The following is a 21,410-nucleotide window of genomic DNA, read 5'->3' on the forward strand; positions in this document are numbered from 1 at the left end:
GATGAGCACCGGATCGCGGAACACCTGGGAGGCATGGGCGAGGTCCGTCCCGCCGCTCGCGTGCGAGAGCACCCGGGAGCCCTGCCTCGACCCCATGACCACCGCCACCCGCCTCGCCCGGGCCGGACTCGCGGGCCAGTACGTGGTGTACGAGGCGGACGGCGGAGTCTGGCACTTCGCGGCCGGCTCCGACGTGAGTGTCACCGCGGACACCGGCGGCATCACCGCGCGCGCCGCCGGGCGCACCTGGACCTCGCGGACCGACGGGAGGCCACTGGCGGCGTTCGCCGACGCCCTGTCCGCCCTGCGTGACGAGGACGACGAGGGGAGCAGGGGCGAGGAGAACGCCGGAGGGCGCCACTTCTACGGCTGGGCGGCCTTCGAACTCGCCCACCTCCTTCACGCGGACCCCGCGTCGGCCGGGGACCGGCCCCTGCTGCACGCGATGGTCCCGTCCGTCGAGGTCACCCTCGGCGGCGACTCGACGGTGGTCCGCGCGGTGGACGAGGCATGGGCACGCAAGGTCGCCGACCTGCTCGCGGAGCCCGCGGCCGGGCAGTCCTCCACCCGCGACGAACCCGTGCGGGAGGGCACCGAGGGCATCATCGCGGCCGGCAGTGCCGCCTACGGTAAGGCGGTCGCGCGTACGGTCGGGGACATCCGCGCCGGGCTGCTGGAGAAGGCCGTGGTCTCCCGGAAGGTCCCGCTGCCCGCCGAGCGCCACCCGGACTTCCCCGCCACCTATCTCGCGGGCCGCCGGGCCAACACACCGGCACGGTCCTACTTGCTGGACCTCGGCGGTTACCGGGCCGCCGGCTTCAGCCCCGAGACGGTCCTCGAGGTCGGGGGCGACGGGCGCGTCAGCACCCAGCCGCTCGCGGGCACCCGCGCCCTGGGCGCCGACCCGGCGGAGAACGAGCGCCGGCGCGCGGAACTGCTCAGCGACCCCAAGGAGATACACGAGCACGCCGTGTCCGTACGTCTGGCCTGGGACGAGATGGCGGCCGTGTGCAGTCCCGGTTCCGTCGTGGTCGAGGAGTACATGGCGGTCCGTCCACGCGGCTCGGTGCAGCACCTCGCCTCACGGGTGACGGGCCGGCTCCGGCCGGACACCGGGCCCTGGGACGCCTTCGCCTCCCTCTTTCCGGCGATCACCGCCACCGGGGTCTCCAAACGCGCCGCACTTCAGACGCTGGCCCGCCACGAGGACGGGCCGCGCGGCCTGTACGGCGGCGCGGTGTTCCGGGGGAGCACCGGCGGCGCCCTGGACGCCGCGCTCGTCCTGCGCACGCTGATCGGCACGGGGGACGAGGCGTGGCTACGGGCGGGCGCCGGGGTCACCGCCCAGTCCAGCCCGGAACGGGAGATCGAGGAGACCTGCGAGAAACTGCGCAGCGTCGCCCCGTATCTGCGGTTCTCCGCGGACTGAAGCCGTGCGACCGGCGGACCGCTCGTGCCCGATCACGCGTCAGACCTTGACGCGGTGCAGTTCGATCTCCGGATTGACGAAGAGGTGCACGAAACCGCAACGCAGACAGATCAGCCCCGTCGCCCTCTCGTCGGCCCAGGCCAGGTTGAACAACTCCCCGCCCGTGCTGTTGAGTTTCACCCCCCGCTCGCGGAACAGGTCGTTCTTGCAGACCTGACACGTGATCGACATCTCGCCCAGCGAGGCCCGTACCGCCTTGGCCATGGCATCTCCCTTTCCGGGCCCGGCGCGGCGGCCGAGCCGACGCATTCCGCCACTCGTGCTCCGCCCATCTTCGGTCATCGCCGAGTGAACCCCTGCGCCGGTGCCGGTGCCGGTGCCGGCGCCGGTCAGGGCCAGGACGTCGCCTGCTCGCGGAAGACGTCGGGGTCGCTCTCCACCGGCAGGACGCACAGCAGGTGTCCGCCGGGTGCCCGCAGTACACGGCACTCCTGCCATTGCGAGACCTCCTGGGCACCCAGGGCGATCAGGCGGGCCGTCTCCGCCGCCACGTCGTCGGTCTCGAAGTCCAGGTGGATGCGAGGGGCGTCGTCGACCGCCTGAACGGCCGTGACCAGCCCCGGAATCGCGTGGTGCAGGCTGGTGAACTGCGGTGCGGGCGCGAAGGGGCCGGCGGTGGCTCCGAGGGCTGCCGCCCAGAACTGCGCCGCCCGGGCGGCTGTGGCCGTAGGGGCGTCGATGATCACGGCGTACACACGGCTCCGGTGCATGGGGGGACACCTCTCCCGATGGCGTCGCGGTCGAGTGATGCGGTCGTCCGACCTCGCGCCATCGTACGAGTGACCGGCGGCGGTGGGTGCCGTTCCGCCGGTCAGGTGCGGTCGTGGAGGGTGATGTGGTAGCCGTCGGGGTCGGCGAAGGTGAACGTCCGGCCGAACGGGCCGTCGATCGGTGCGGAGACGATGGTGTGACCGTCGGCGACGAGGGCGTCGTGGATGGCCTGGACGTCGGTGGCGTGGAGCCAGATCGCGGCACCGATGCCGGGCTGGGCGACGGAGGCGAGATCGGTGCCGGGCACGACCTCGCGGAGGGCGAACGCGATCGGCTTCGTCTCGAAGACCACGGCGTGCGGCGGCCCGGCCTGCGAGCGGACGAGGCCGAGGTACTGCTCGTAGAACGCCTGTGAAGCGTCGAGGTCGCGGGCCTGGAGGGAGAGGAAGTCGGGGCCGGTGGCGGGCATGGTGGTGCTCCTTCTCTTCATGTCAGCTTTCTGACACGCAGCGTATGTCAGAATACTGACATGAGTCAAAAGGGTGCCGGCATCGACCTGGACAAATCACTGGGCTACCTGCTGAAAGAGGCTTCGAGTGCCCTGCGCACAGCCATGGAGGAGGTGTTGCGGCCACTCGGCATGAGCGTGACGCACTACTCCTGCCTCGAGTTGCTGGCCCAGCGGCCGGGCCTGTCGAACTCCGAGCTGGCGCGCGGCGCGTTCGTGACCCGCCAGACGATGAACGTGCTGCTCCAGACCCTGGAACGCGAGGGCTACGTGACCAGGCCCGCGGAGGCGGCCGTCGGGAAGGTCCTTCCCGCGCGGCTCACGCCGAGCGGCCGCCGGAGCCTGGAGAAGGCGACCGTGGCGGTCCGGTCCGTCGAGGTCAGGATGCTGGCCGGGATGACCGAGGCGGAGCAGGCGCACGCGTTCCGCAGTCTGCAGAGCATGATCGGTTCCCTGCGCGAGCGCGACGAGGATGCCTCCTAGCCCGCGCCTCGGCCCATCCGAACGCCGCGCCCGGCCGGAGTGCGGATCAGGCCAGCGGCTCGTGATTGGCCCAGACGGCCCGGTACGGGTGGCGGGCCTGCCAGCGCCTGATGAGGTCGACGGCCCCGGGCATGGTGAAGGTCGCGTTCAGGGCGTCGAGGTCGGTCAGGCGCAGTTGCACGACGGCGCTGGCGACGGCCACCGGGGCGTGGTCGTCGCCCGGGACGCGGATGTGGTGCCGGGTCGCGACCGACTCGACCAGACCCGAACCCGTCACGAGCTCCTCGAACTCCTTGAGGTACTGGTCCAGCTCACTCGCGGGAATCGGATTGTCGAACGCTACGATCATGGTGTGGTGAATCATGCCTTTAGGGAACAGGCATCTTTCCCGCCCGTCCAAGATCCATCCGATCTCGTTCCATGCCTCATGGGAATGGATCGGGCGGTAGCCTTGCGGCATGGCCGAGCTGGAGACCCGCGAGCTGGAGTACTTCGTCGCCGTGGCGGAGGAGTTGCACTTCGGGCGCGCCGCGGCCGCCCTGGCGATCGCGCAGCCGGCCCTGTCCAAAGCGATCCGGCGCCTGGAATCCCGGCTCGGAGTGCGGCTGCTGGAGCGCTCGAGCAGACACGTCGCCCTCACTCCCGCCGGTGACGCGCTCCTGCGCCACGGCCGGCACGCGCTCAACGCCGTCGGCGCGGCTGCCGAGAGGGCCCGCCGGGCCGGTGATCACCAGGGTCGCCTGCGCCTGGTGATCAAACCCGGGGGTGACGCGAACCTCCTGTCCGGCATCCTGGCCGCTTACGCCGACCGTCCCGACGCCCGCCAGGTGGACATCCTGTTCGGCGGAGCCACCGACCGCGCCGACCACGTACGCGACGGCCGCGCCGATGTCGCCCTGCTCTACGCGCCGTTCGACGACTTGACCGGCCTGGACCACGAGACCCTGATGGTCGAGGGACGGGTCGCGATCCTGCCGCCGGACCACCGGCTCGCCGCCCGCTCGGAGGTCACTCTCGCCGACCTCGCCCAGGAGACGCTGCCCCGCTGGAAAGGCGTGCGCTGGACCGGAGCGCCCGAGGCCGGGCAGGGGCCCGAGGTCACGGACGCGGCCGAGGTCCTGCACATGATCAGACTGGGCCGCACCGTCGCACTCCTGCCCCGCTCACTCGCCCGGCCCATGCACCCCGACCTCGTCTACCGGCCGGTGACCGACGCCCCCGACAGCGAACTCGTCCTGGCATGGTCGCAGGACGACCGCCGCCACCTGGTCGCCTCCTTCGTCGCCGCCGCCGCGGAGGCGAGCGCACGATCGGCGGGGGCGTGAACGCCCGCTCCGACGCACGCGGCCGTGAACGGATGCCTGAGCGACGGCCTGTTGACCCGCACCTCGGCCAGTGACGGGCGGCCGGCCCTGCGCGTCAGTCCAGCGTCTGCGTCAGTTCGCTCCGGCTCGGTGTGTGAACGACGCGGCCGTACGCTCCGTTGACGATCGGCATGTAGGGCGGGACGTGCCCGCACTCGACGTCGGCGATGATCGGGACGTCGAGAGACCCGAGTGCGTCGAGGACGGCCTCGTGCTGGCTGAGGGAACGGTTGCCGGGTGCGTTGGTCCGGCCGACGAGGATCGCGTTGGCCCGGTCGAAGAACCCGGCGAGCCTCAGGCCGTGCAGGTTGCGGCAGATCGTGAACGCATCGTCGCCGGCTGCCTCCACGTACACCAGCAGCCCGTCCGGTGACTCGTCGCGAGCGAAAGCCGTGACATCGAGGTAGGCCGTCCCCGCGAGATTGCACAGGGTTTCCGTGCAGCCGCCGATCAGCCTTCCCTCGGCCTCCACGTCACCGCTCCCGTCGAGCCGCGTCCAGGCGCCCGCCGAGTCGAGCGTGTACTCGCGTACGTCCGGGCGGGCGGCGAAGTCGTCGAAGCCGGTGGTCCGGTGGCGACCGGGAGGTGTCTGGGTGAACCGGTGACCCGGGGGTGCCGCGACGACGTCGAGCCACGATCGCAGTCCTTCAGGCACTCGGTAGGGCGTGTCCATGAGGTTGTTGCCGTGAACGGTCGCCGTCCCCGTGAGCAGAGTCATCGGCGTGATCAGGGTCGAGATGTCGGAGAACCCGACGAACCAGGTCGGCTCTGCTTCCCGAAGCCTGTCCCAGTCGAGCAGAGGTAGCAGGTCGATCGCGGTCTCGCCGCCCCACGGCGGCACGATGGCCTTGATGGTCGTATCGGTCAGCATCGACATCAGCTCGCTCGCCCGGTCGGCGGCGGAGGCGCTGACGTGCCCGGAACCGTCCATGCACCGGCCGACGACGACCTCGTACCCGCGGTCCTGGACCTCACGGACGGCGACGTCGAGTCGCTCACGCAGTTCCTTCGGGACCCCGCTGGACGGAGAGGTGACACCAACACGGTCGCCGGGACGCAGGGGAGACGGGTATCGAACAGCCATGCGCCGGATTTTGGCACAGTGACGCGATGCTCCTGAAGGCCGGCCTCCTCGACCCGCACCCGCCGCGCCGGCCCGTCATCGCCGGGACCGTTCGGACGCGTAGGGTCGGCTCGACCGGGGTGCGACCAGGGACGGGGAGGGGCAGGAGATGGCCCGGACGGGTACGACGGCCGTGCTGGCGCTGTTGCCGGACGCCGAGCCGCTGTTGCGGTCGGCCGCCGAGGTGGACGCACTGGCGGTGCGACCGGGTGTGCCCGCACATGCCGCGCTGCTCTATCCCTGGCTGCCCGCCGACGAGGTGGACGGGTCCGACGTGGACCGGCTGCGGGTCGCCCTACCGGTCGGCCCGGTCCCCGTCAGGTTGACCGCGGTCGAGCGAATCGGCGGGTTCGTCGGTGTCCCGGTGCCCGAACTGGGCCGGACAGCCGACGCCGTCCGCACAGCGTTCCCGGATCAGGTCCCTTACGGCGGCCGGTTCGGTCCCCGCCCGCCGGTGCACCTCACCGTGGCCCTGGACGTCGCCCCGCAGGCCGCCGCCGAGATCGCCCGCCGTACCGCCGCCGCCCTGCCGATCACCACGGAGGTCACCGCCCTGCACGTGGTCGGCCTGACCGACACGGGTTGGCACAGCCTCGCCGAACTGCCGCTCAGCCGCTAGTTCTTCCTACCGGGTCAGGTCGCGGCCGTGACAGCTTGGCGGGGTGCGCATGTCGGCTTCGCCCGGCTGTCTGCTGCCCGCGCCCGTATACCGCACCACCCGCCACCAGGCGGTCCGTATCCATGACTTCAGCCTGATTTCGTCCACGACACAGCGATCCGGCCAACCTCCTCCCGGTTCCCGCCTTCTGGACAACCGGGCATCCGACCGCTCCCTCTCACAGCGCGGGCACAGCATGTGCCCGCCTGCTTCCTTCCCACCGCACCCCCCAGCACCTGAAGGACGAGGGATCGATGACCAGAACGCGCACCACCCGGCTGCGACGTCCACTGCTCGCGGGCACCACGGCCGTCGCCGCCATGGCCGTGACCGCCGGACTCGTGGCCGCGACCGCGGAGCCGGCGAAGGCGGCGACCGGGCCCAAGCTGAGCCTCATCGCCGCGACCAACTCGCTCACGCTCACCTCCTGGAAGGAGGACCCGGGCGTCTACCTCGACCTCGGCACCTACCTCACCGCAGAGGGCAGGCCGCTGGAGCTCAAGGTGACCCGCAAGTCCTACAAGGACCCGGTGACCATCACCCAGACCGTGTACGAGGGCGGCAAGGCCAAGGCCAAGACGCTGCCCAAGGGAACGGTGAAGGACTTCTCCGGACTGCCCGGCTTCGCGGAGGTCACGGTCACCGACAAGGCGGGCAAGAAGGTCCTCAGCCGGACCGAGGACTTCTGCCCCAACAACGCCAGCGGCCGGGTACGCCCGGACGCACCCGCCACCTCCAAGTATCCGGAGAGCTGCCCCACCAACCCGTTCACCCTCGGTTCGGTCTGGGGCGTGGAGAAGGGCTGGGCGGCCAACACCTACGCGGGTTCCTACACGGAGCCGGCCGCCCTGGCGCCCGGGACCTACACCGCCAAGGTCTCGGTCGCCAAGAAGTACCGCGACCTGTTCGGCATCGAGAACAAGCCCGCCACCGTCAAGGTGACCGTGGTGGAACGGAGTTGGGAGGACGACCAGGGTGCCGTCGGATCGGCCGCGTCCAGGTCCGCGACGGCCGGTGAACACGCCGGTCACCAAGCAGCCCACCAGGCCCCGGCCGCACACGCGGGCCACGGGCCGGGACACGCCCCGACTCCCGCCCAGGCGGCGGCGCCGGCCACGAGCGGAGCGGGCCCCTCGTACAACGTGGGCCACGGACCGCTCAAGGCGGCGCCGCCCGCCCTGCCCTGGGCGCTGAAGAAGGAGCAGGCCGCGCGTTCCCTGCCGGTCGGCGACAAGGGCGGCCAGACCGACGGCTCGCGCAAGGCCCCGGCGCTCCAGCCACTGGCGAAGCGACCGGCAGGCAAGCCCGCCGTACCGGACGTCCCCAAGCCCGACCTGCGCTCGCTGCCGGCCTACGGCATCGTCGTCACCGACGGGGAGAAGGACATCCCCGGCAAGGACTACCTGGCCTTCAGCGCCAACGTGTGGAACGCCGGTCCGGCGCAACTGGTGGTGGACGGCTTCCGGTCGCCCGGCAAGGCCAAGATGGACGCCTACCAGTACTTCTACGACGCCAAGGGCAAGCAGGTCGGCTACACCCCGACCGGCACCATGGAGTGGGACCCGCGGCCGGGTCACATGCACTGGCACTTCACCGACTTCGCCAGCTACCGGCTGCTGAAGGCGGACAAGAAGGAGGCCGTGCGCAGCGGCAAGGAGGCCTTCTGCCTGGCCAACACCGACGCGATCGACTACACGGTGAAGAACGCCAACTGGCACCCGTACAACACCGATCTGGCCACCGCCTGCGGCGAGGAGAACTCCATCTCCGTCCGCGAGGTGCTCGACGTCGGTTCGGGCGACACGTACTCGCAGGACCTGCCGGGCCAGTCCTTCGACATCACGGACGTGCCCAACGGCACGTACTACATCCAGGTACTGGCCAACCCCGAGAAGCGGCTCAAGGAGACCAGCCTCGACAACAACAGCGCGCTGCGGAAGATCGTGCTCGGCGGCAAGCCCGACGCCCGGACCGTGACCGTCCCGGCGCACGACCTGGTGAACGCGAACTGACCTGACCCCGCGGGGGCGTCAGCGCCCCGCTGCGAAGAGCCGACGGCCGCCCACGGTGGCCGTCGGCTCCTCCATGTCACCGGTGGGGCGGTACCAACCGATCCCGCAGAGCCGTCAGTTGGTGCGAGTGCTCGACGGCGCGCGTCTCGTCCAGGGTGGTCAGCGCCAGCAGCAGGGCATCGGCGACCAGGAGGCCGGTCAGGGACTCGTTGGTGTTGCCGGTGGGAGTGTGCGGCGCGGTGAGCACGGCGTCGACGCGGTCGCCGAAAGGCTCGCCGAGTTCGTCGGTGATCAGGACGATGGCGGCCCCCACCGCTCGCGCCCGCTCCACCAGCACGGTCAGTTCGTGCAGGTGCCGGGCGGGCTGGAAGATGACCACCGCGTCGCCCTGGGACACGGGCAGCAGATCGTCGGCGAAGGCGAATCCGGTGGCTCCGCTGAACCGGGAGCGCCGCCCCAGCCGGCCCAGGGACAGGGTGAGGTGTCGGGCCCCGACCTCGCACGCGGCGACGCCGTAACAGAGGACCTCGCGGGCCGAGACCAGTGCTTCGACGGCCCGTTCGAAGGACTTCGTACTGGTCAGCCGCCTGGCCTGCTCGATGCGTTCCTGAGCCTCGTCGAACACGTCGCCCCAGATGCTCTCCAGGTCCTGGCCCACGTGGGAGATGCGCTGCTTGAGGCGGACCTCGGGCGCCTGTGAAGCGGTGAAGTCCGCGGCGAGTTCCCTTTTGAGCGCCGGGAGTCCGGCGTAACCCAGGTGCTGCAGGGTGCGGACGACGGTGGCGTTGCTGGTGCCGCTGGCGGTGCCCAACTGCTGGGCGCTGGCGAACATGATCTGCTCCGCGGGTGCACTCGCGAGGTACTGGGCCACGGTGCGCTCGGACGTGGAGAGTTCCCCCCACAGATCTCGGATCGCGGTCCGCAGCCGGGCCAACCCGCCCGGACCCACACTGCCGGCCTCTGGAACGTCCATTACGCCTCTTGACTTCCTCGGTTTCGTGGTTACGCTCTGAGCAACTTGTTCCAATGATGTTCATCTTTGGAATGGATGTTACAACACCACTGCCCCCCGAGGAGCCCTGTCATGCACCACGCCCTCCTGCCGGTCATAGAGATCTCCGGAACGCCGGAGGAACGCGGACGGCAGTACGGCGAAGCGGTGCGCTCCCGCATCGGTGAGGCCATCGCCTACTACACCGAAGCCTTCGGGGAGGCGTCCGGCCTGACCTGGGACCAGGTCACGGCCCGCGCCCAGCTCTGGCTGCAGCCGGTGCGCGAGCACGCACCCGAGCTGGTCGAGGAGATGCGGGGAATAGCCGACGGAGCAGGTGTGGGCCTGCTCGACGTACTGGCGCTCAACGCGCGCGGCGAGGTCATCTACGACTCCACCTTCAGCCGGCTGCTGCCCGAGGACGAGGAGGCCGCCGAGGGCTGCACCTCCTTCGCCGCCCACGGACCGGCGAGCGGCGACGGCCATGTGTGGGCCGGGCAGAACTGGGACTGGCGGGCCGCGGTGGCCGGCACCGTCGTGATGCTGCGCGTCGTCCAGCCCCCGAAGCCGACCCTCGTCATGCAGGTGGAGGCAGGACAGATCGGCCGCCAGGGCGCCAACTCGGCCGGCATCGCGCTCAACGCCAACGGACTGGGCGGACGCTTCGACGACACCGTCGGACTGCCGCAGACGGTGATCCGCCGCAGCGTCCTTGACCAGTCCAACATCAGTGACGCCCTGCGCATGCTGAGCCGGACCCGGGCCCACATCGCCGGGAACGCGCTGCTCACCTGCCGGGAGGGCTTCGCCATCGACGTGGAGACCACCCCGGCCGGACACCGCTGGATGTATCCCACCGACGGCCTGCTGGTGCACGGCAACCACTACCAGGCAGGCATCCCCGCCGCTCTCGCCGCCGACTACCGACCGCTGGCCGCCGACTCCCTGGTCCGTGTCCCCCGCGCCGAGCAGGGGCTGCGGCGGCTGCGGGACTCCACGGGTCCCGACGAGTCCCGCAAGACCATCCAGCAGGCCATGTCGGACCACCTCGGCTTCCCCGAGTCCCTGTGCACCCACCCCGACCCGCGCAGGTCGCCCGTACGGCAGTGGCAGACACTCGTCTCCTCCTGCGTCGACCTGACCTCCGGCGACTACCACGTCACCGCCGGCACCCCCTGCGACCGCGACTACCAGCACCTGCCCTGGAACCTCTACGACGGCCCCCACGCCCCCCGATAGACCGGATCGACGGCCCCACGCCCCCCCGTTGGACCGGATCGAAGGGCACCAGGCGCCCCACCCCCCCGCAGAAACGAGCAGTCTCCGCACCACCCTTCCCGCTCAGGAGCCACCGTATGAAGTTGAAGACCTCGATCGCCGCCCTCGGGCTGGCGGGCATGACGGTTCTCGCCACCGCCTGCAGCGGTGCCGACACCGGCCGGACCGGGGGCACGTCCCGTGACGTGACCCAGCTGGAGCTCACCCCGACCACGGCCGCGGCAACCGGTGCGGTGGACAGCGTCGACTGGCTGCTGGAGGACGAGCCCGACTCCCTGGACCTCGACACCCAGGGCGGCAGCGCGGGCCGCACGGTGCTCACCAACGTGTGCGAGCGCCTGTACCAGTTGCAGCCCGACATGACCGTGCGGCCCTGGCTCGTCGTCAAGGCCGACCGGCCGGACGACAGGACCCTGGTCCTGACCGTGCGCGACGGCGTCACCTTCCACGACGGCTCCGCCATGACCGCCGACGACGTGCTGTTCAGCCTGCGCCGGCACGCGGACCCGGACATGTCCGAGGCCGACGAGTTCGAGAACGTGACGTCGATGAAGAAGACCGGCGCCCACGAGATCACCGTCCGCTTCAAGGAACCCGACGCCCTGTTCACCAAGGCGCTCGCCGGTGACGCCGGACTCGTCTACCAGCAGAAACGAGTACAGGAACAGGGGAAGGACTTCGGCACGCCGGGCCGGCCCGACGCGTGCAGCGGTCCCTACCGGCTCGCCTCCTGGAAGTCGGGCGACTCCGTCACCCTGGAGCGCTACGACGGCTACTGGGGCGACAGGCCACTGACCCGCAAGGTCGTCTTCCGCTGGGCCGAGGACAGCGCCATGGTCAACGCCCTGCGCACCGGAGCCGCCGACGGCGCCTACACCGACTCCGTCGGCACGGCCGCCGCCCTCGACGGCAAGAAGGGCATCGACCTGCACTTCGGGCCCAGCACCGCGACCCTCGACCTCATCCCCACCGAGCGCGGCGGACTGGCCGACCCCGACATCCGCAAGGCCCTCTCCCTGAGCCTCGACCGCACCGGCATAGCCAAGTCCGGCTACGGCGGCCTGGCCCAGCCCTGGGCCACTCCCGTCGGCTCCGGCGCCTGGGGCTACGAGAAGTCCGCCTTCTCCGCCGCCCAGGAGAACCTGACCGGCGCCCCCGCCTCGCCCACCTCCGCCGACATCGCCAAGGCCAAGAAGCTCGTCCAGAACGCCGAGCACAGGCCCGACGGACCGATCGTCATCGGCACCGACAGCACACAGGGACGCCTCGTCATCGCCAACGGCGTACGCGCCGCGCTCCAGCAGATCGGCCTCAAGGCACAGATCAAGACCGTGCCCTCCGCCGAGTACGGCGAGTTCTACGGCGACAAGTCCGCCCGCGCCGACATCGACGTCCTGGTCGCCGACTGGTACATCTCCAAGAGCGACCCCGTCGGCTTCTACGACAACGGAGTCTCCGACGACTCCAACAACTGGGTCGGATTCCACAGCGCCGCCTACGACGCGAAGGTCGAACAGGCCAAGCGCACGCTGGACGACGCCGAGCGCGCCGAGCTGGTCGTCGACATCCAGCGCCGGTTCACCGACGCCGCCGTCTGGATCCCCGTGGCACAGACCCCCACCGCCCTGGCCCTCAGCGACAAGCTCACCGGCCCGCCGGCCTCGATGGCCTACCTCTACCACCCGTGGGCCGCGTCGCTCGGCGCCAAGAAGGGCTGAGCACATGATCGTCCGTATCGGCAGACGACTCGCCGGCCTCCTCGCCACCCTCCTCGCGTCGTCGTTCGTCATCTTCGCCGCGATCTACGCCGCCCCCGGCGACCCCGCGGTCTTCCTGGCGGGCGGCCGCGACACCCTCACCCCCGAGCGCCTGGCCGCCGTACGCGAGCAGTACCACCTGGACGAGCCCCTGGTCGTACAGTACGGCCGGTGGCTGTGGGACTGCCTCCACCTGGACCTGGGACGCTCCTTCCAGTACGGCGACGAAGTCGCCGACCTGCTTGCCGCCCGCTTCCCCACCACCCTGGAACTCGTCGCCTACGCCACCGTCCTCTTCGTGGTCCTGGGCGTCGGCGCCGGTGCGCTCGCCGCGCTCAACCGGGGCCGCTGGATCGACTCGGCCGTCGTCGGCGCCACCACCCTCGCCGCGTCCGTGCCCTCCTTCGTCGGCGGCATCGCCCTGGTCGCACTGTTCGGCGTGCAGCTGGGCTGGTTCCCCGTCACCGGCAGCGGAGAAGGACTCGCCGGCACCCTGCACCACCTCACCCTGCCCGCCGTCGCCATGGCCCTGGGCGCGCTGGCGGTCGTCAGCCGGGTCACCCGGCAGGCCGTCGTCGACGCCGACGGAGCCGACCACGTCGCCGTGGCCCGCTCCTCGGGCCTGCCCGAGCGCGAGGTCGTCCGACGCCATGTGCTGCGCAACGCGCTCGGTCCGATCGTCACCATGTGCGGTCTGGTCACCGCCGGCATGCTCGCCGGCACCGTGGCCATCGAGACCGTCTTCGGCCTCAGCGGCATCGGCTCCCTGCTCGTCGGCGCCATCAACAGCCACGACTTCCCCGTCGCCCAGGCAGTCCTCCTGCTCATGGTCACCTGCTACGTCGTGGTCACCACGCTCGTGGACCTCGCCCACCCGCTGCTCGACCCGCGCCTGAAGTCCGCAAGGAGCGCCGCATGAGTGCCGTACCCGCCGACGCCCCCGCACCGGCCCGGACCGTACGGCGGGCCCGGCGCCCGGTCGCCGCGCTCGTCGCCATCGGCTTCCTCGCCCTGGTCGTCCTCGCCGCGGTCCTCGCCCCGCTGCTCGCGCCGTACGCCCCCGACACCGTCGACCTCTCGTCCTCCCTGGTCGGCACCGGCGGCGAGCACCTGCTCGGCACCGACGCCTCCGGCCAGGACCTGCTCTCCCGCGTGCTGTACGGCGCGCGCACCAGTCTCGTCGCCCCCGTGCTGCTGCTGGCGCTCGCCGGCGTCATCGGGGTGAGCCTGGGCACCCTGGCCGCCTGGCGGGGCGGCTGGGTCGACGCCTTCGTCTCCCGGCTGACCGACGTGATGTACGCCTTCCCCGGGCTGCTGTTCGTCGTACTGATCATCGCCGTCTTCGGCACCGGCATGACCACCTCGGTACTCGGCCTCGGCCTCGCCTTCGCGCCCACCATCGCCAAGTACACCCGAAGCGTGGCCCTGGCCGAGCGTGCCAAGCCCTACGTCGACGCCTACCGGGTGCAGGGCATGGGCGGCGCACGGATCTGCGTACGCCACCTCGTGCCCAACCTCGCCCGGTCGATCGCCGGGTACCTGGTGGTCCTCTTCGGCGAGGCGCTGATGAGCCTGGCCACCCTCAGCTACCTCGGATTCGGCACCCAGCCGCCCAGCTCCGACTGGGGACTGATGGTGCAGGAGGGACAGTCGGCCATCGTGCAGGGCGCCCTGCTGCCCGCGCTGGTGCCCGGCACCGCCATCGCCGCCGTCGTCGTGGCCTTCAACGTCGCCGGGGTGCACCTCGCCGACCGGCTCGGAACCAGGAGGTAGCCACCCCGTGCTGCTCGACATCGACCGACTCACCGTCCACCTGCCCGGCACCGCCCGGCCCCTGCTCGCCGACGTGTCCCTGCGCGTCGCCGCGGGCGAAATCGTCGGCCTCGTCGGCGAATCCGGCTCCGGCAAGTCCACCACCGCCAAGGCCGTGCTGCGCGTCCTGCCCGACGACGCCGCGGCGCACGGGCGGGTGACGGTCGCCGGAACCGACGTGCTGACCATGACCGGCACCGCGCTGCGCGAGCACCGGGCCCGGCGCGTGGCGATGATCCACCAGAACCCGCGCTCGGCCCTCAACCCCGTCCACCGTGTCGGCGACTTCCTCGTCGAACGCCTCGTGCACACCGGCGACCACGACCGCCGCACCGCCCGCGACCGCGCCGTCGAACTCCTCGACAGCGTCGGCCTGAACGATCCGGCCAGCCGCCTGCGCCAGTACCCGCACGAGATGTCCGGCGGCATGCTCCAGCGCGTCGTGATCGCCGGCGCACTGGCCGCCGACCCCGACCTGATCCTGGCCGACGAGTCCACCAGCGCCCTGGACGTCACCACCCAGGCGGAGATCCTCGCCCTGCTGCGCGACCTGGGACGCCGACGGGAGACGGGCATGCTGTTCATCACCCACGACCTGCACCTGGCCGCCGCCTACTGCGACCGCGTGTACGTCATGTACGCGGGCCGCATCGTGGAACACCGGTCGGGCCACACCCTGTTCGACCACGCCCGCCACCCCTACACCCGCGGACTGCTCGACTGCTCACCCGAACTCGGCGTGTCCCGCCCCCTGCGGCCCATCCCCGGCAGGCCCCCGTCCCTCGCGGACGGATCCGACGGCTGTCCGTTCGCCGCGCGGTGCCCGCAGGCGGAGCCCGCCTGCGAGGCGTGGGCCCCGCAGGCGACCGAACTTCCCGACGGCGGCGAGGCCGCCTGCCGCCGACTGCCCGAGGCCGCGGCGGCCACCGCCGGAGCGACTGCGAAGGACATCCCGTGACCACTGCGCAAACCCGGCCCACAGCCCCGCCGCTGCTCGTCGCCGACGGGCTGCGCAAGACCTATCAACTCCCCGGCGGGGGCAGTCTGGTCGCCGCGCACGACGTGTCGTTCACCCTGCCGACGGGCGGGTCGGTGGGCATCGTCGGCGAGTCGGGCTCCGGCAAGACGACCGTCGCCCGCATGCTCGTCGGACTCGTCAGGCCCGACGCGGGAACGATCTCCGTCGACGGACGGGACCGGATGGCGGGCCGACGCCGCGGCCGCGGTGAACGGCTTGCCCGGGCTCGGGAGATCCAGATGGTCTTCCAGGACCCCTACCTCTCACTCGACCCCCGTCTGACCGCGCGCCAGTGCCTGGCTACCTCGCTGAGCCTGCACGCCGCGAGTGACGCGCACGAACGGATCGGGGAACTCCTGGACCGGGTCGGCCTCGGCTCCCGCGAGGCCGCCGCCCGCCCGCACGAGATGTCCGGCGGGCAGCAGCAGCGGCTGGCCATCGCACGGGCCCTGGCGGTGAACCCGCGGGTCCTCGTCCTGGACGAGGCGGTGGCCGCACTGGACGTGTCGATCCAGTCGCAGATCCTGCGACTGCTCGTCGACATCCGGCAGGACACCGGTCTCGCCCTCGTCTTCATCAGCCACGACCTCGCCGTGGTCCAGCACGTCACCGACGAGACCGTGGTGATGCGGCGCGGCACCGTCGTCGAACAGGGCCCCACGCAGCGACTGCTGACCGCGCCCGAGGACGCGTACACCCGGGCACTGCTGGCCTCGGTTCCCCGCCGCGGCTGGGATCCGGCAGCCGCGGTACGGGACCGCGCGGCAGCGGTACGGGACCGCGCGGCAGCCTCGGCGGGCGGTCAGCCCTCCGCCAAGGTGCAGGACTGAGAGGAGTCGACGCACTCCGCGCTCACGGAAACCGCAGGGCAGGCTCACGGAACAGGCGAACAGCTGACCCGGCCGGTCTTGGCCTCAGCGGGCGATCGACACGGCGAAGGGCGCGAATCCGCCGGAGCGGATCACATGCGGTACGAACAGCACCGCGGCCTCGGCGGCCCGAGCGCTCTCGATCCCGCCGAGGTCCGTGACCCATTCGGGCTGCCAGCCCAGGTCTCCCAGGAGCTCGCGCACGACCTGCTTGGCCTGCGCACTCTCGCCGGACAGGAAGGCCGTCGGCTTCTGCGCGAGTGAGCCCGGCGCGGTCATCACCGGGTAGAGCATCGTGTTGAGCGTCTTGACGACGTGGGTGCCGGGCAGCGCTTCCTGCAGTTGCTCCGCGAGGCTCGACCCGGGAAAGAGCAGCTCGGCGGGCAGCCCGTCCGGTCCGTCGACGGTGGCGTTGGCAAGGTCCACCAGGATCTTTCCCCGCAGCTCCTCGCGCAGGGCGGTCAGTCGCTGCAGTGAGCTGTCGCCGGGCGTGGCGTTGATGACGACGCGTGCCTCCCGGGCGCTGTCGGCCGCCGCGCCGGGTGCGCGCCCCGCGACGCTCACCTCGTGCCCGGCGCGGGTCAGGGCCGCGGCCAGGTTGCCGCCGACACGGCCGTTTCCGAGAACCGCGATTCGGTCCATGGTGATCTGGTCCCTTCTTCGTGCTGGTGATGTTGCGCGGTGATGTTCCGCGACGGTCAACGGGTCAGAGCGGCGACGGCGGCAGCGTGCACTCCCGGAGCGGAGGCCAGGAAGCCCTCGCTCTCCGGAGTCCACGCGCGCCCTTCGGCGTCGGTGACCCGGCCTCCGGCCTCCGACACGAGAAGTGCCCCGGGGAGCAGGTCCGCGCGAGCCCCTGCGAACTGCCAGAAGGCGTCGATCCGTCCGGCGGCCACGGACACCAGATGCAGGGTCGCCGGCACGGACGTGCGCACCACGAGCGCGTCGAGCAGCATCGCCGTGACCGAGGAACCGATGCGCCGCACGATGCTCGCGTCCTCGTCCGGTCTGGCCTGGCTGGTGGCCACCAGAGCGAGGCCGAGGTCCGTCGTCTCCGAGACCCGCAGAGCCCGGCCGTCCAGATGGGCACCGCCACCGGCGAGCGCCGTGTAGGTCTCACCGGTCAACGGCAGGTGAATCGCGGTGAGCACCGGGCGGTTCTCGCGCACGAGAGTGGCGGTGACGGCCCACTCCGGCAGGCCGTGCAGGTGGTTGACGTTGCCTTCGGCCGGATCCACCAGCCACCACTCACCGGGAGGCAGCGCACCACCCTGCAACTCGTCCTCCACCCAGCGGGCGTCGGGGCGGAGGAGCGTGAGACTGGGCCGCAACACTTCGAGCACCGCTTCGTCGTTCGCGGCGAGAGCCCGCATCAGTTCCTCACGGCTCTCGTGGCGAGCCACGTCGCCGAACCGCTCCCGCAGGACCGAACCCGCCGCACGAACGGCGTCGGCGGTCCGTGCGAGCACTTCGACATAGGTCGACGACATGACTGTCTCCGTCCAAGAAGGGGTCAGGGGTTGTGGGGGGAGCTTCGTTGCCGTTCTCTCCCCGCTCCTCGACCGTATGAGGCCGGTCAATTAACAGCAAGTGCATGTAAGGAACGCCTAACATGACTCCCATGCAATTGGATCTGAACCTGCTGACAGCGCTCGACGCGCTCCTCGAGGAGGGCAGCGTGGCCGGAGCGGCAGCGCGGCTCCACGTGACCGCCCCCGCGATGAGCCGCAGCCTCGGCCGGATCCGGCGCACGACGGGAGACCAGATCCTGGTCCGCACCGGCCGCGTGATGACCCCGACGCCCTATGCGGTCGCCGTCCGGGAACAGGTGCACGACCTGCTCCTCCAGGCCCGGACCGTGCTGGCGCCCAGCCGCGAACTCGACCTCGCCTCCTTGGACCGCACCTTCACGCTCCGGTGGCACGATTCCCTGGTCACGCTCGGCGGGTCCACGCTCCTGTCCGCCGTCCGCAGCCAGGCACCGGGAGTGAGGCTGCGCTTCATCGCGGAATCGAGCGTGGACACGCCCGAGTTGCGTCGCGCCCAGGTCGACCTGGAGGCCAACGCGGGCCGTCCGGCGGCGCCGGACATCCGGACCGAGCAGGTGACGGAGAGCCGGCACGTGATCGTCGTACGGGAAGGGCACCCGCTGACGCGGGCCGGCACGGTCACCGCCGCGCAGTACGCCGCGGCCGAGCACATCACCGTCTCGCGGCGCGGCAATCTCGGCAACGCCCTCGACGACGCCTTCGCCGAACTCGGCCTCACCCGGCACGTGGTGGCGGCGGCACCCACCGAGGCGGCCGCGTTCGCGTTCGCACGCGACTCCGACTTTCTGCTCACCGTTCCGGACATCACGATGCGCCCGGCAGCCACGGCTTTCGGTCTGACCGTCCTGCGACTGCCGATCGAACTGCCGCCGGCCCCGGTCCACCTGTCATGGCACCAGCGCTACGACAGCGATCCCGCGCACCTGTGGCTGCGCGACCTGGCACGCGCCGCGCTCCGCGGCCGAAGCGGCGGGTGAGAACAGGGGGATCACCGGGGAGATGGGCCGTCCGGTTCACTCATCGGCCATGCATCCGTCGTCGGCGGGTTGCCGGGGTGTTGCGCGTCCTCCGCCCGCGTTCTCGATCATGTGACGTCGTCCCAGTGGTGGGCGCGGTCGCGATCCGACGCCGGACGCATGTCGGTCCCGCCCGCTCCCTGACGAAGGAGACAGCCCGTGCACGCGTTCTCAAGACGCCGCTCCCGTGTCGTCGCGGCGACGGCGACCCTGGTGTTCACCGCAGCCGTCGCGGCCGTACCCTCGGCGGACGCCGCGGCACCCGCCGCACCGCCCGAGGTCGTTCCCCGGGCCGAGACCGCCGCGCTGTTCGACGACGACGAGGGCGGGAACGCGAACGCCGACGACCCGGCGATCTGGCGCGACTCCACGGACCCGGACGCCAGCCTGGTCATCGCCACGGCCAAGGAGGGCGGCCTGCGGGTCTACGACCTCGACGCCCGGCAGGTGCAGTCGGTCCCCGCGCCGGCGGCGCCCGGAGCGGACGACGCCCCCGGCCGCTTCAACAACGTCGACCTGGTGCACGGGGCGACCTCGGGCCCCGGCGCCACGGACCTGGCGGTCGTCAGCGACCGTGGCAGCGACAAGCTGCGCGTCTACCGCGTCGACGGCGACCGGCCGGACGCCCCGCTCACCGATGTCACGGACGCCTCGGCGCCGTGGATCTTCTCCGACTCGCAGGACGAGGTCAACGAGGAGAGCACCGCCTACGGTCTGGCCACGTACACCGACTCCGCGACCGGCAGGTCCTACGCACTCGTCAGCCAGAACGCGACCACCCGTATCGCGCTGCTGGAGCTGACCACGACGCGCCGGGGCACGGTGTCGTACCGGAAGGTCCGCACCCTGAGCCTGCCGGCCGCCTTCACGATGCCCGACGGCACGAAGTGGTCCCCCTGCGGCGCCCCAGGCGAGGGCCCGCAGGTCGAGGGCATGGTCGTCGACCCGGAGACGGGCACGCTCTTCGCCGGGCAGGAGGACGTGGGCATCTGGCGCCTGCCGGCCGACCTCAAGGGCGCCCCCGTCCTTCAGGACAAGGTCCGCGAGTACGGCGTGCCGGCCACGTTCGACGAGGCGTCCGACGAGTGTGTGGCGGGTGACGACCCCGGCTTCGGCGGTGCCCGGGTCTCGGCGGACGTCGAGGGCCTGACCCTGCTGAAGCAGGATGACGGGGACGGCTACCTGCTCGCCTCCAGCCAGGGCGACGACACCTTCGTCGCCTACGACCGTGAACGGTCCGACGACTACGAGTACGAGGGTGGCTTCAGGGTTAGCGCCGCGTCCGAGTCGCTGGACGGCTCCGAGGAGTGCGACGGCGCGGACGTACTCGCCGAGCCCCTCGGCAGCAGGTACCCGAACGGCCTGCTCGTCGTCCAGGACGGTCACACGGCCCCGGAGGACGGCGACCGGGAGGCCACCGGCTTCAAGTTCGTCGACCTCGCCGACGTCCTGGAGGCGCTGGACGACTGACAGCCTCCGTGACGGCCCGAGCCGGCGCCGGAGCCGCCCGCGCGGGCGCCTTTGCGAGCGCAGGGTCCGGGGAACCGTCCGCTCGCCTCACCTCGCGGCGCGCGAGCCCGCCGTGAGGTGAGCCGTGCGATCGCCTTCAGGACCGGCGGGGTTCACGCCGAGGTGCGCCGCACCACCTGATGTGTGAGCACGACCTCCCGCGCGGGTCCCTCGTCCCCGTCGAGCCGGTCGATGAGCAGCCGCGCCGCCGAACGGCCGATCTCCCGTGCCGGGTTGACGACCGTCGTCAGCGCGGGGGAGACCATCGACGCCGCGTCGATGTCGTCGTACCCGGTGACGGCCAGCCGTCCCGGAACGTCGAGGCCCCGCTCGCGCGCCACGTCCAGCGCCCCGATCGCGATCAGGTCGTTGGCACACACCACGGCGTCCGGCGGCTCGGCGGTGTCGAGGAGGCGGGCCGCCCCGGCACGCCCGCCCTCCCGTGTGAAGCCGGTCCACACGGCCAGGTCCTCCGGCACGGCCCGCCCCGCCTCGGCGAGCGCCTGCCGGTACCCCTCGTAGCGCTCGCCGCCCGGTTCGACGCCCGCCTCGCCGCCGATGAACCCGATCCGCCGGTAGCCGCGCTCGCCCACGAGGTACCGGACCAGGCCCCGCATGCCCTCGGTCTCGGCGCCGCGCACCACATCGCCGGGACCGTCGGCGATCCGCGTGCCGAGGCGGACCAGGCGGGCTCCGGAACCGGCGATCAGGTCGAGGTCCGCGCGCTGCGCGCCGAACCGCCCGAGCACGATCCCGTCGAGTCGCCGCGCGGTCAACTGCCCCAGCACTGCAGGGAGTTGCGGGCCGTCCGTCATGGGTGCCTCGCACACCACGGTCAGCAGGCCGCGGGCGTACGCGACGGCCTGGATGCCGGCGGCCAGCTCGGTGTTGAACGGGTTGGTGATGTCCGGGACGACCAGCCCGACGGTGTCGGTGCGCTGGGTGCGCAGGCCGCGCGCCGACGGGTCGGCCTGGTAGCCGAGGCGGCGCACCGCATCCTCGACCCGGGCGCGGGTGGCGGCCGACACCGGGCGGCGGCCACTGATCACATGCGACACCGTCGTCACGCTGACTCCGGCGGCGGCCGCCACGTCCACGATCTTGACGCGGCCCGAGCCGTGCACATCCGCCTCCCGGTCGTCGGTGGCGCCCGTGCGGCGCCATGGTCGGTGTCACCCTACCCAAAACGCAAAACGTTTTGTATCGTCCTCGCCATCAAGGTGTCGCGCAATGCCGTGCATCCGCTCCTGTCTGCCCTCTTC

At 71.6% G+C, this 21,410-nt stretch carries 22 protein-coding genes; 13 read left to right on the plus strand and 9 right to left on the minus strand.

Annotated elements, in window-relative coordinates; translation table 11 throughout:
• Nucleotide 1: 1 nt before the first annotated feature.
• The gene (locus IE258_RS20020; protein ID WP_189745361.1) at nt 2-1,429 is read left to right on the plus strand and encodes a salicylate synthase; all 1,428 of its coding nucleotides are present in this window, start codon (nt 2-4) and stop codon (nt 1,427-1,429) included.
• A 39-nt stretch (nt 1,430-1,468) separates the two neighbouring features.
• Here IE258_RS20020 and IE258_RS20025 read toward each other — a convergent pair whose 3' ends face one another.
• From IE258_RS20025 to IE258_RS20035, 3 genes are all read right to left on the minus strand, one after another.
• Nucleotides 1,469-1,693, minus strand: coding sequence for a helix-turn-helix domain-containing protein (locus tag IE258_RS20025; protein ID WP_159326827.1), 225 nt, complete (start codon nt 1,691-1,693; stop codon nt 1,469-1,471).
• Nucleotides 1,694-1,818: 125 nt separating this feature from the next.
• The gene (locus IE258_RS20030; protein ID WP_189745363.1) at nt 1,819-2,199 is read right to left on the minus strand and encodes a VOC family protein; all 381 of its coding nucleotides are present in this window, start codon (nt 2,197-2,199) and stop codon (nt 1,819-1,821) included.
• A gap of 101 nt (nt 2,200-2,300) precedes the next feature.
• Nucleotides 2,301-2,669 carry a VOC family protein gene (locus IE258_RS20035; protein WP_189745365.1) on the minus strand — a complete coding sequence of 123 codons (369 nt, stop codon included), beginning with the start codon at nt 2,667-2,669 and terminating at the stop codon, nt 2,301-2,303.
• A 60-nt stretch (nt 2,670-2,729) separates the two neighbouring features.
• On the opposite strand from IE258_RS20035, the gene IE258_RS20040 reads away from it, so the two are divergent.
• Nucleotides 2,730-3,191 carry a MarR family winged helix-turn-helix transcriptional regulator gene (locus IE258_RS20040; protein ID WP_189745367.1) on the plus strand — a complete coding sequence of 154 codons (462 nt, stop codon included), beginning with the start codon at nt 2,730-2,732 and terminating at the stop codon, nt 3,189-3,191.
• Between the two features lie 46 nt (nt 3,192-3,237).
• Here the strand turns inward: IE258_RS20040 and IE258_RS20045 are convergent, their stop codons facing one another.
• Nucleotides 3,238-3,540, minus strand: coding sequence for a hypothetical protein (locus tag IE258_RS20045; protein WP_229892259.1), 303 nt, complete (start codon nt 3,538-3,540; stop codon nt 3,238-3,240).
• 109 nt (nt 3,541-3,649) lie between these two features.
• Here IE258_RS20045 and IE258_RS20050 point away from each other — a divergent pair, with 109 nt between their 5' ends.
• Nucleotides 3,650-4,516, plus strand: a complete 867-nt coding sequence (locus tag IE258_RS20050) for a LysR family transcriptional regulator (protein ID WP_189745371.1) — start codon at nt 3,650-3,652, stop codon at nt 4,514-4,516.
• Nucleotides 4,517-4,610: 94 nt separating this feature from the next.
• Here the strand turns inward: IE258_RS20050 and IE258_RS20055 are convergent, their stop codons facing one another.
• Entirely contained in the window at nt 4,611-5,639 is a 1,029-nt protein-coding gene (locus IE258_RS20055) for a S66 family peptidase (RefSeq protein WP_189745373.1), read from the minus strand.
• A 148-nt stretch (nt 5,640-5,787) separates the two neighbouring features.
• Here IE258_RS20055 and IE258_RS20060 point away from each other — a divergent pair, with 148 nt between their 5' ends.
• A complete protein-coding gene (locus IE258_RS20060) occupies nt 5,788-6,297 on the plus strand; it encodes a 2'-5' RNA ligase family protein (RefSeq protein ID WP_189745375.1) in 510 nt (169 codons plus the stop codon).
• Nucleotides 6,298-6,590: 293 nt separating this feature from the next.
• A complete protein-coding gene (locus tag IE258_RS20065) occupies nt 6,591-8,348 on the plus strand; it encodes a lysyl oxidase family protein (protein ID WP_189745377.1) in 1,758 nt (585 codons plus the stop codon).
• 76 nt (nt 8,349-8,424) lie between these two features.
• Here IE258_RS20065 and IE258_RS20070 read toward each other — a convergent pair whose 3' ends face one another.
• Nucleotides 8,425-9,321 (minus strand): MurR/RpiR family transcriptional regulator, encoded by an 897-nt coding sequence (locus IE258_RS20070; protein WP_189745379.1) that lies wholly within the window; start codon nt 9,319-9,321, stop codon nt 8,425-8,427.
• 111 nt (nt 9,322-9,432) lie between these two features.
• Here IE258_RS20070 and IE258_RS20075 point away from each other — a divergent pair, with 111 nt between their 5' ends.
• The 6 genes from IE258_RS20075 (at nt 9,433) to IE258_RS20100 (ending at nt 16,034) form a co-directional block, all read left to right on the plus strand.
• Nucleotides 9,433-10,578, plus strand: a complete 1,146-nt coding sequence (locus IE258_RS20075) for a C45 family autoproteolytic acyltransferase/hydrolase (protein ID WP_189745381.1) — start codon at nt 9,433-9,435, stop codon at nt 10,576-10,578.
• 116 nt (nt 10,579-10,694) lie between these two features.
• Complete coding sequence (locus IE258_RS20080; RefSeq protein ID WP_189745384.1) at nt 10,695-12,335, plus strand: ABC transporter substrate-binding protein; 1,641 nt, start codon at nt 10,695-10,697, stop codon at nt 12,333-12,335.
• Nucleotides 12,336-12,339: 4 nt separating this feature from the next.
• Nucleotides 12,340-13,293 (plus strand): ABC transporter permease, encoded by a 954-nt coding sequence (locus IE258_RS20085; RefSeq protein WP_159326836.1) that lies wholly within the window; start codon nt 12,340-12,342, stop codon nt 13,291-13,293.
• Nucleotides 13,290-14,147 carry an ABC transporter permease gene (locus IE258_RS20090; protein WP_189745386.1) on the plus strand — a complete coding sequence of 286 codons (858 nt, stop codon included), beginning with the start codon at nt 13,290-13,292 and terminating at the stop codon, nt 14,145-14,147. The genes IE258_RS20085 and IE258_RS20090 overlap by 4 nt, the downstream gene beginning before the upstream one ends.
• A 7-nt stretch (nt 14,148-14,154) precedes the next feature.
• Nucleotides 14,155-15,144: an ABC transporter ATP-binding protein gene (locus IE258_RS20095; RefSeq protein WP_189745388.1), complete on the plus strand. Its 990-nt coding sequence runs from the start codon at nt 14,155-14,157 to the stop codon at nt 15,142-15,144.
• Nucleotides 15,141-16,034, plus strand: coding sequence for an ABC transporter ATP-binding protein (locus IE258_RS20100; protein ID WP_189745390.1), 894 nt, complete (start codon nt 15,141-15,143; stop codon nt 16,032-16,034). The genes IE258_RS20095 and IE258_RS20100 overlap by 4 nt, the downstream gene beginning before the upstream one ends.
• 84 nt (nt 16,035-16,118) lie before the next feature.
• Here the strand turns inward: IE258_RS20100 and IE258_RS20105 are convergent, their stop codons facing one another.
• Together IE258_RS20105 and IE258_RS20110 are read right to left on the minus strand one after the other, a co-directional pair.
• The gene (locus tag IE258_RS20105) at nt 16,119-16,715 is read right to left on the minus strand and encodes an NADPH-dependent F420 reductase (protein WP_189745392.1); all 597 of its coding nucleotides are present in this window, start codon (nt 16,713-16,715) and stop codon (nt 16,119-16,121) included.
• A 56-nt stretch (nt 16,716-16,771) separates the two neighbouring features.
• Complete coding sequence (locus IE258_RS20110) at nt 16,772-17,563, minus strand: inositol monophosphatase family protein (protein WP_189745395.1); 792 nt, start codon at nt 17,561-17,563, stop codon at nt 16,772-16,774.
• A 131-nt stretch (nt 17,564-17,694) separates the two neighbouring features.
• On the opposite strand from IE258_RS20110, the gene IE258_RS20115 reads away from it, so the two are divergent.
• Nucleotides 17,695-18,600: a LysR family transcriptional regulator gene (locus tag IE258_RS20115; protein WP_189745397.1), complete on the plus strand. Its 906-nt coding sequence runs from the start codon at nt 17,695-17,697 to the stop codon at nt 18,598-18,600.
• 198 nt (nt 18,601-18,798) lie between these two features.
• On the plus strand, nt 18,799-20,109 hold the full coding sequence (locus tag IE258_RS20120) for a phytase (protein WP_189745398.1): 1,311 nt from the start codon (nt 18,799-18,801) through the stop codon (nt 20,107-20,109).
• A gap of 152 nt (nt 20,110-20,261) precedes the next feature.
• Here IE258_RS20120 and IE258_RS20125 read toward each other — a convergent pair whose 3' ends face one another.
• Entirely contained in the window at nt 20,262-21,272 is a 1,011-nt protein-coding gene (locus tag IE258_RS20125) for a LacI family DNA-binding transcriptional regulator (protein WP_189745401.1), read from the minus strand.
• Nucleotides 21,273-21,410: the final 138 nt, after the last annotated feature.

It is taken from the genome of Streptomyces tendae (assembly GCF_014650435.1).
GTDB classification, from domain to species: Bacteria; Actinomycetota; Actinomycetes; order Streptomycetales; family Streptomycetaceae; genus Streptomyces; species Streptomyces tendae.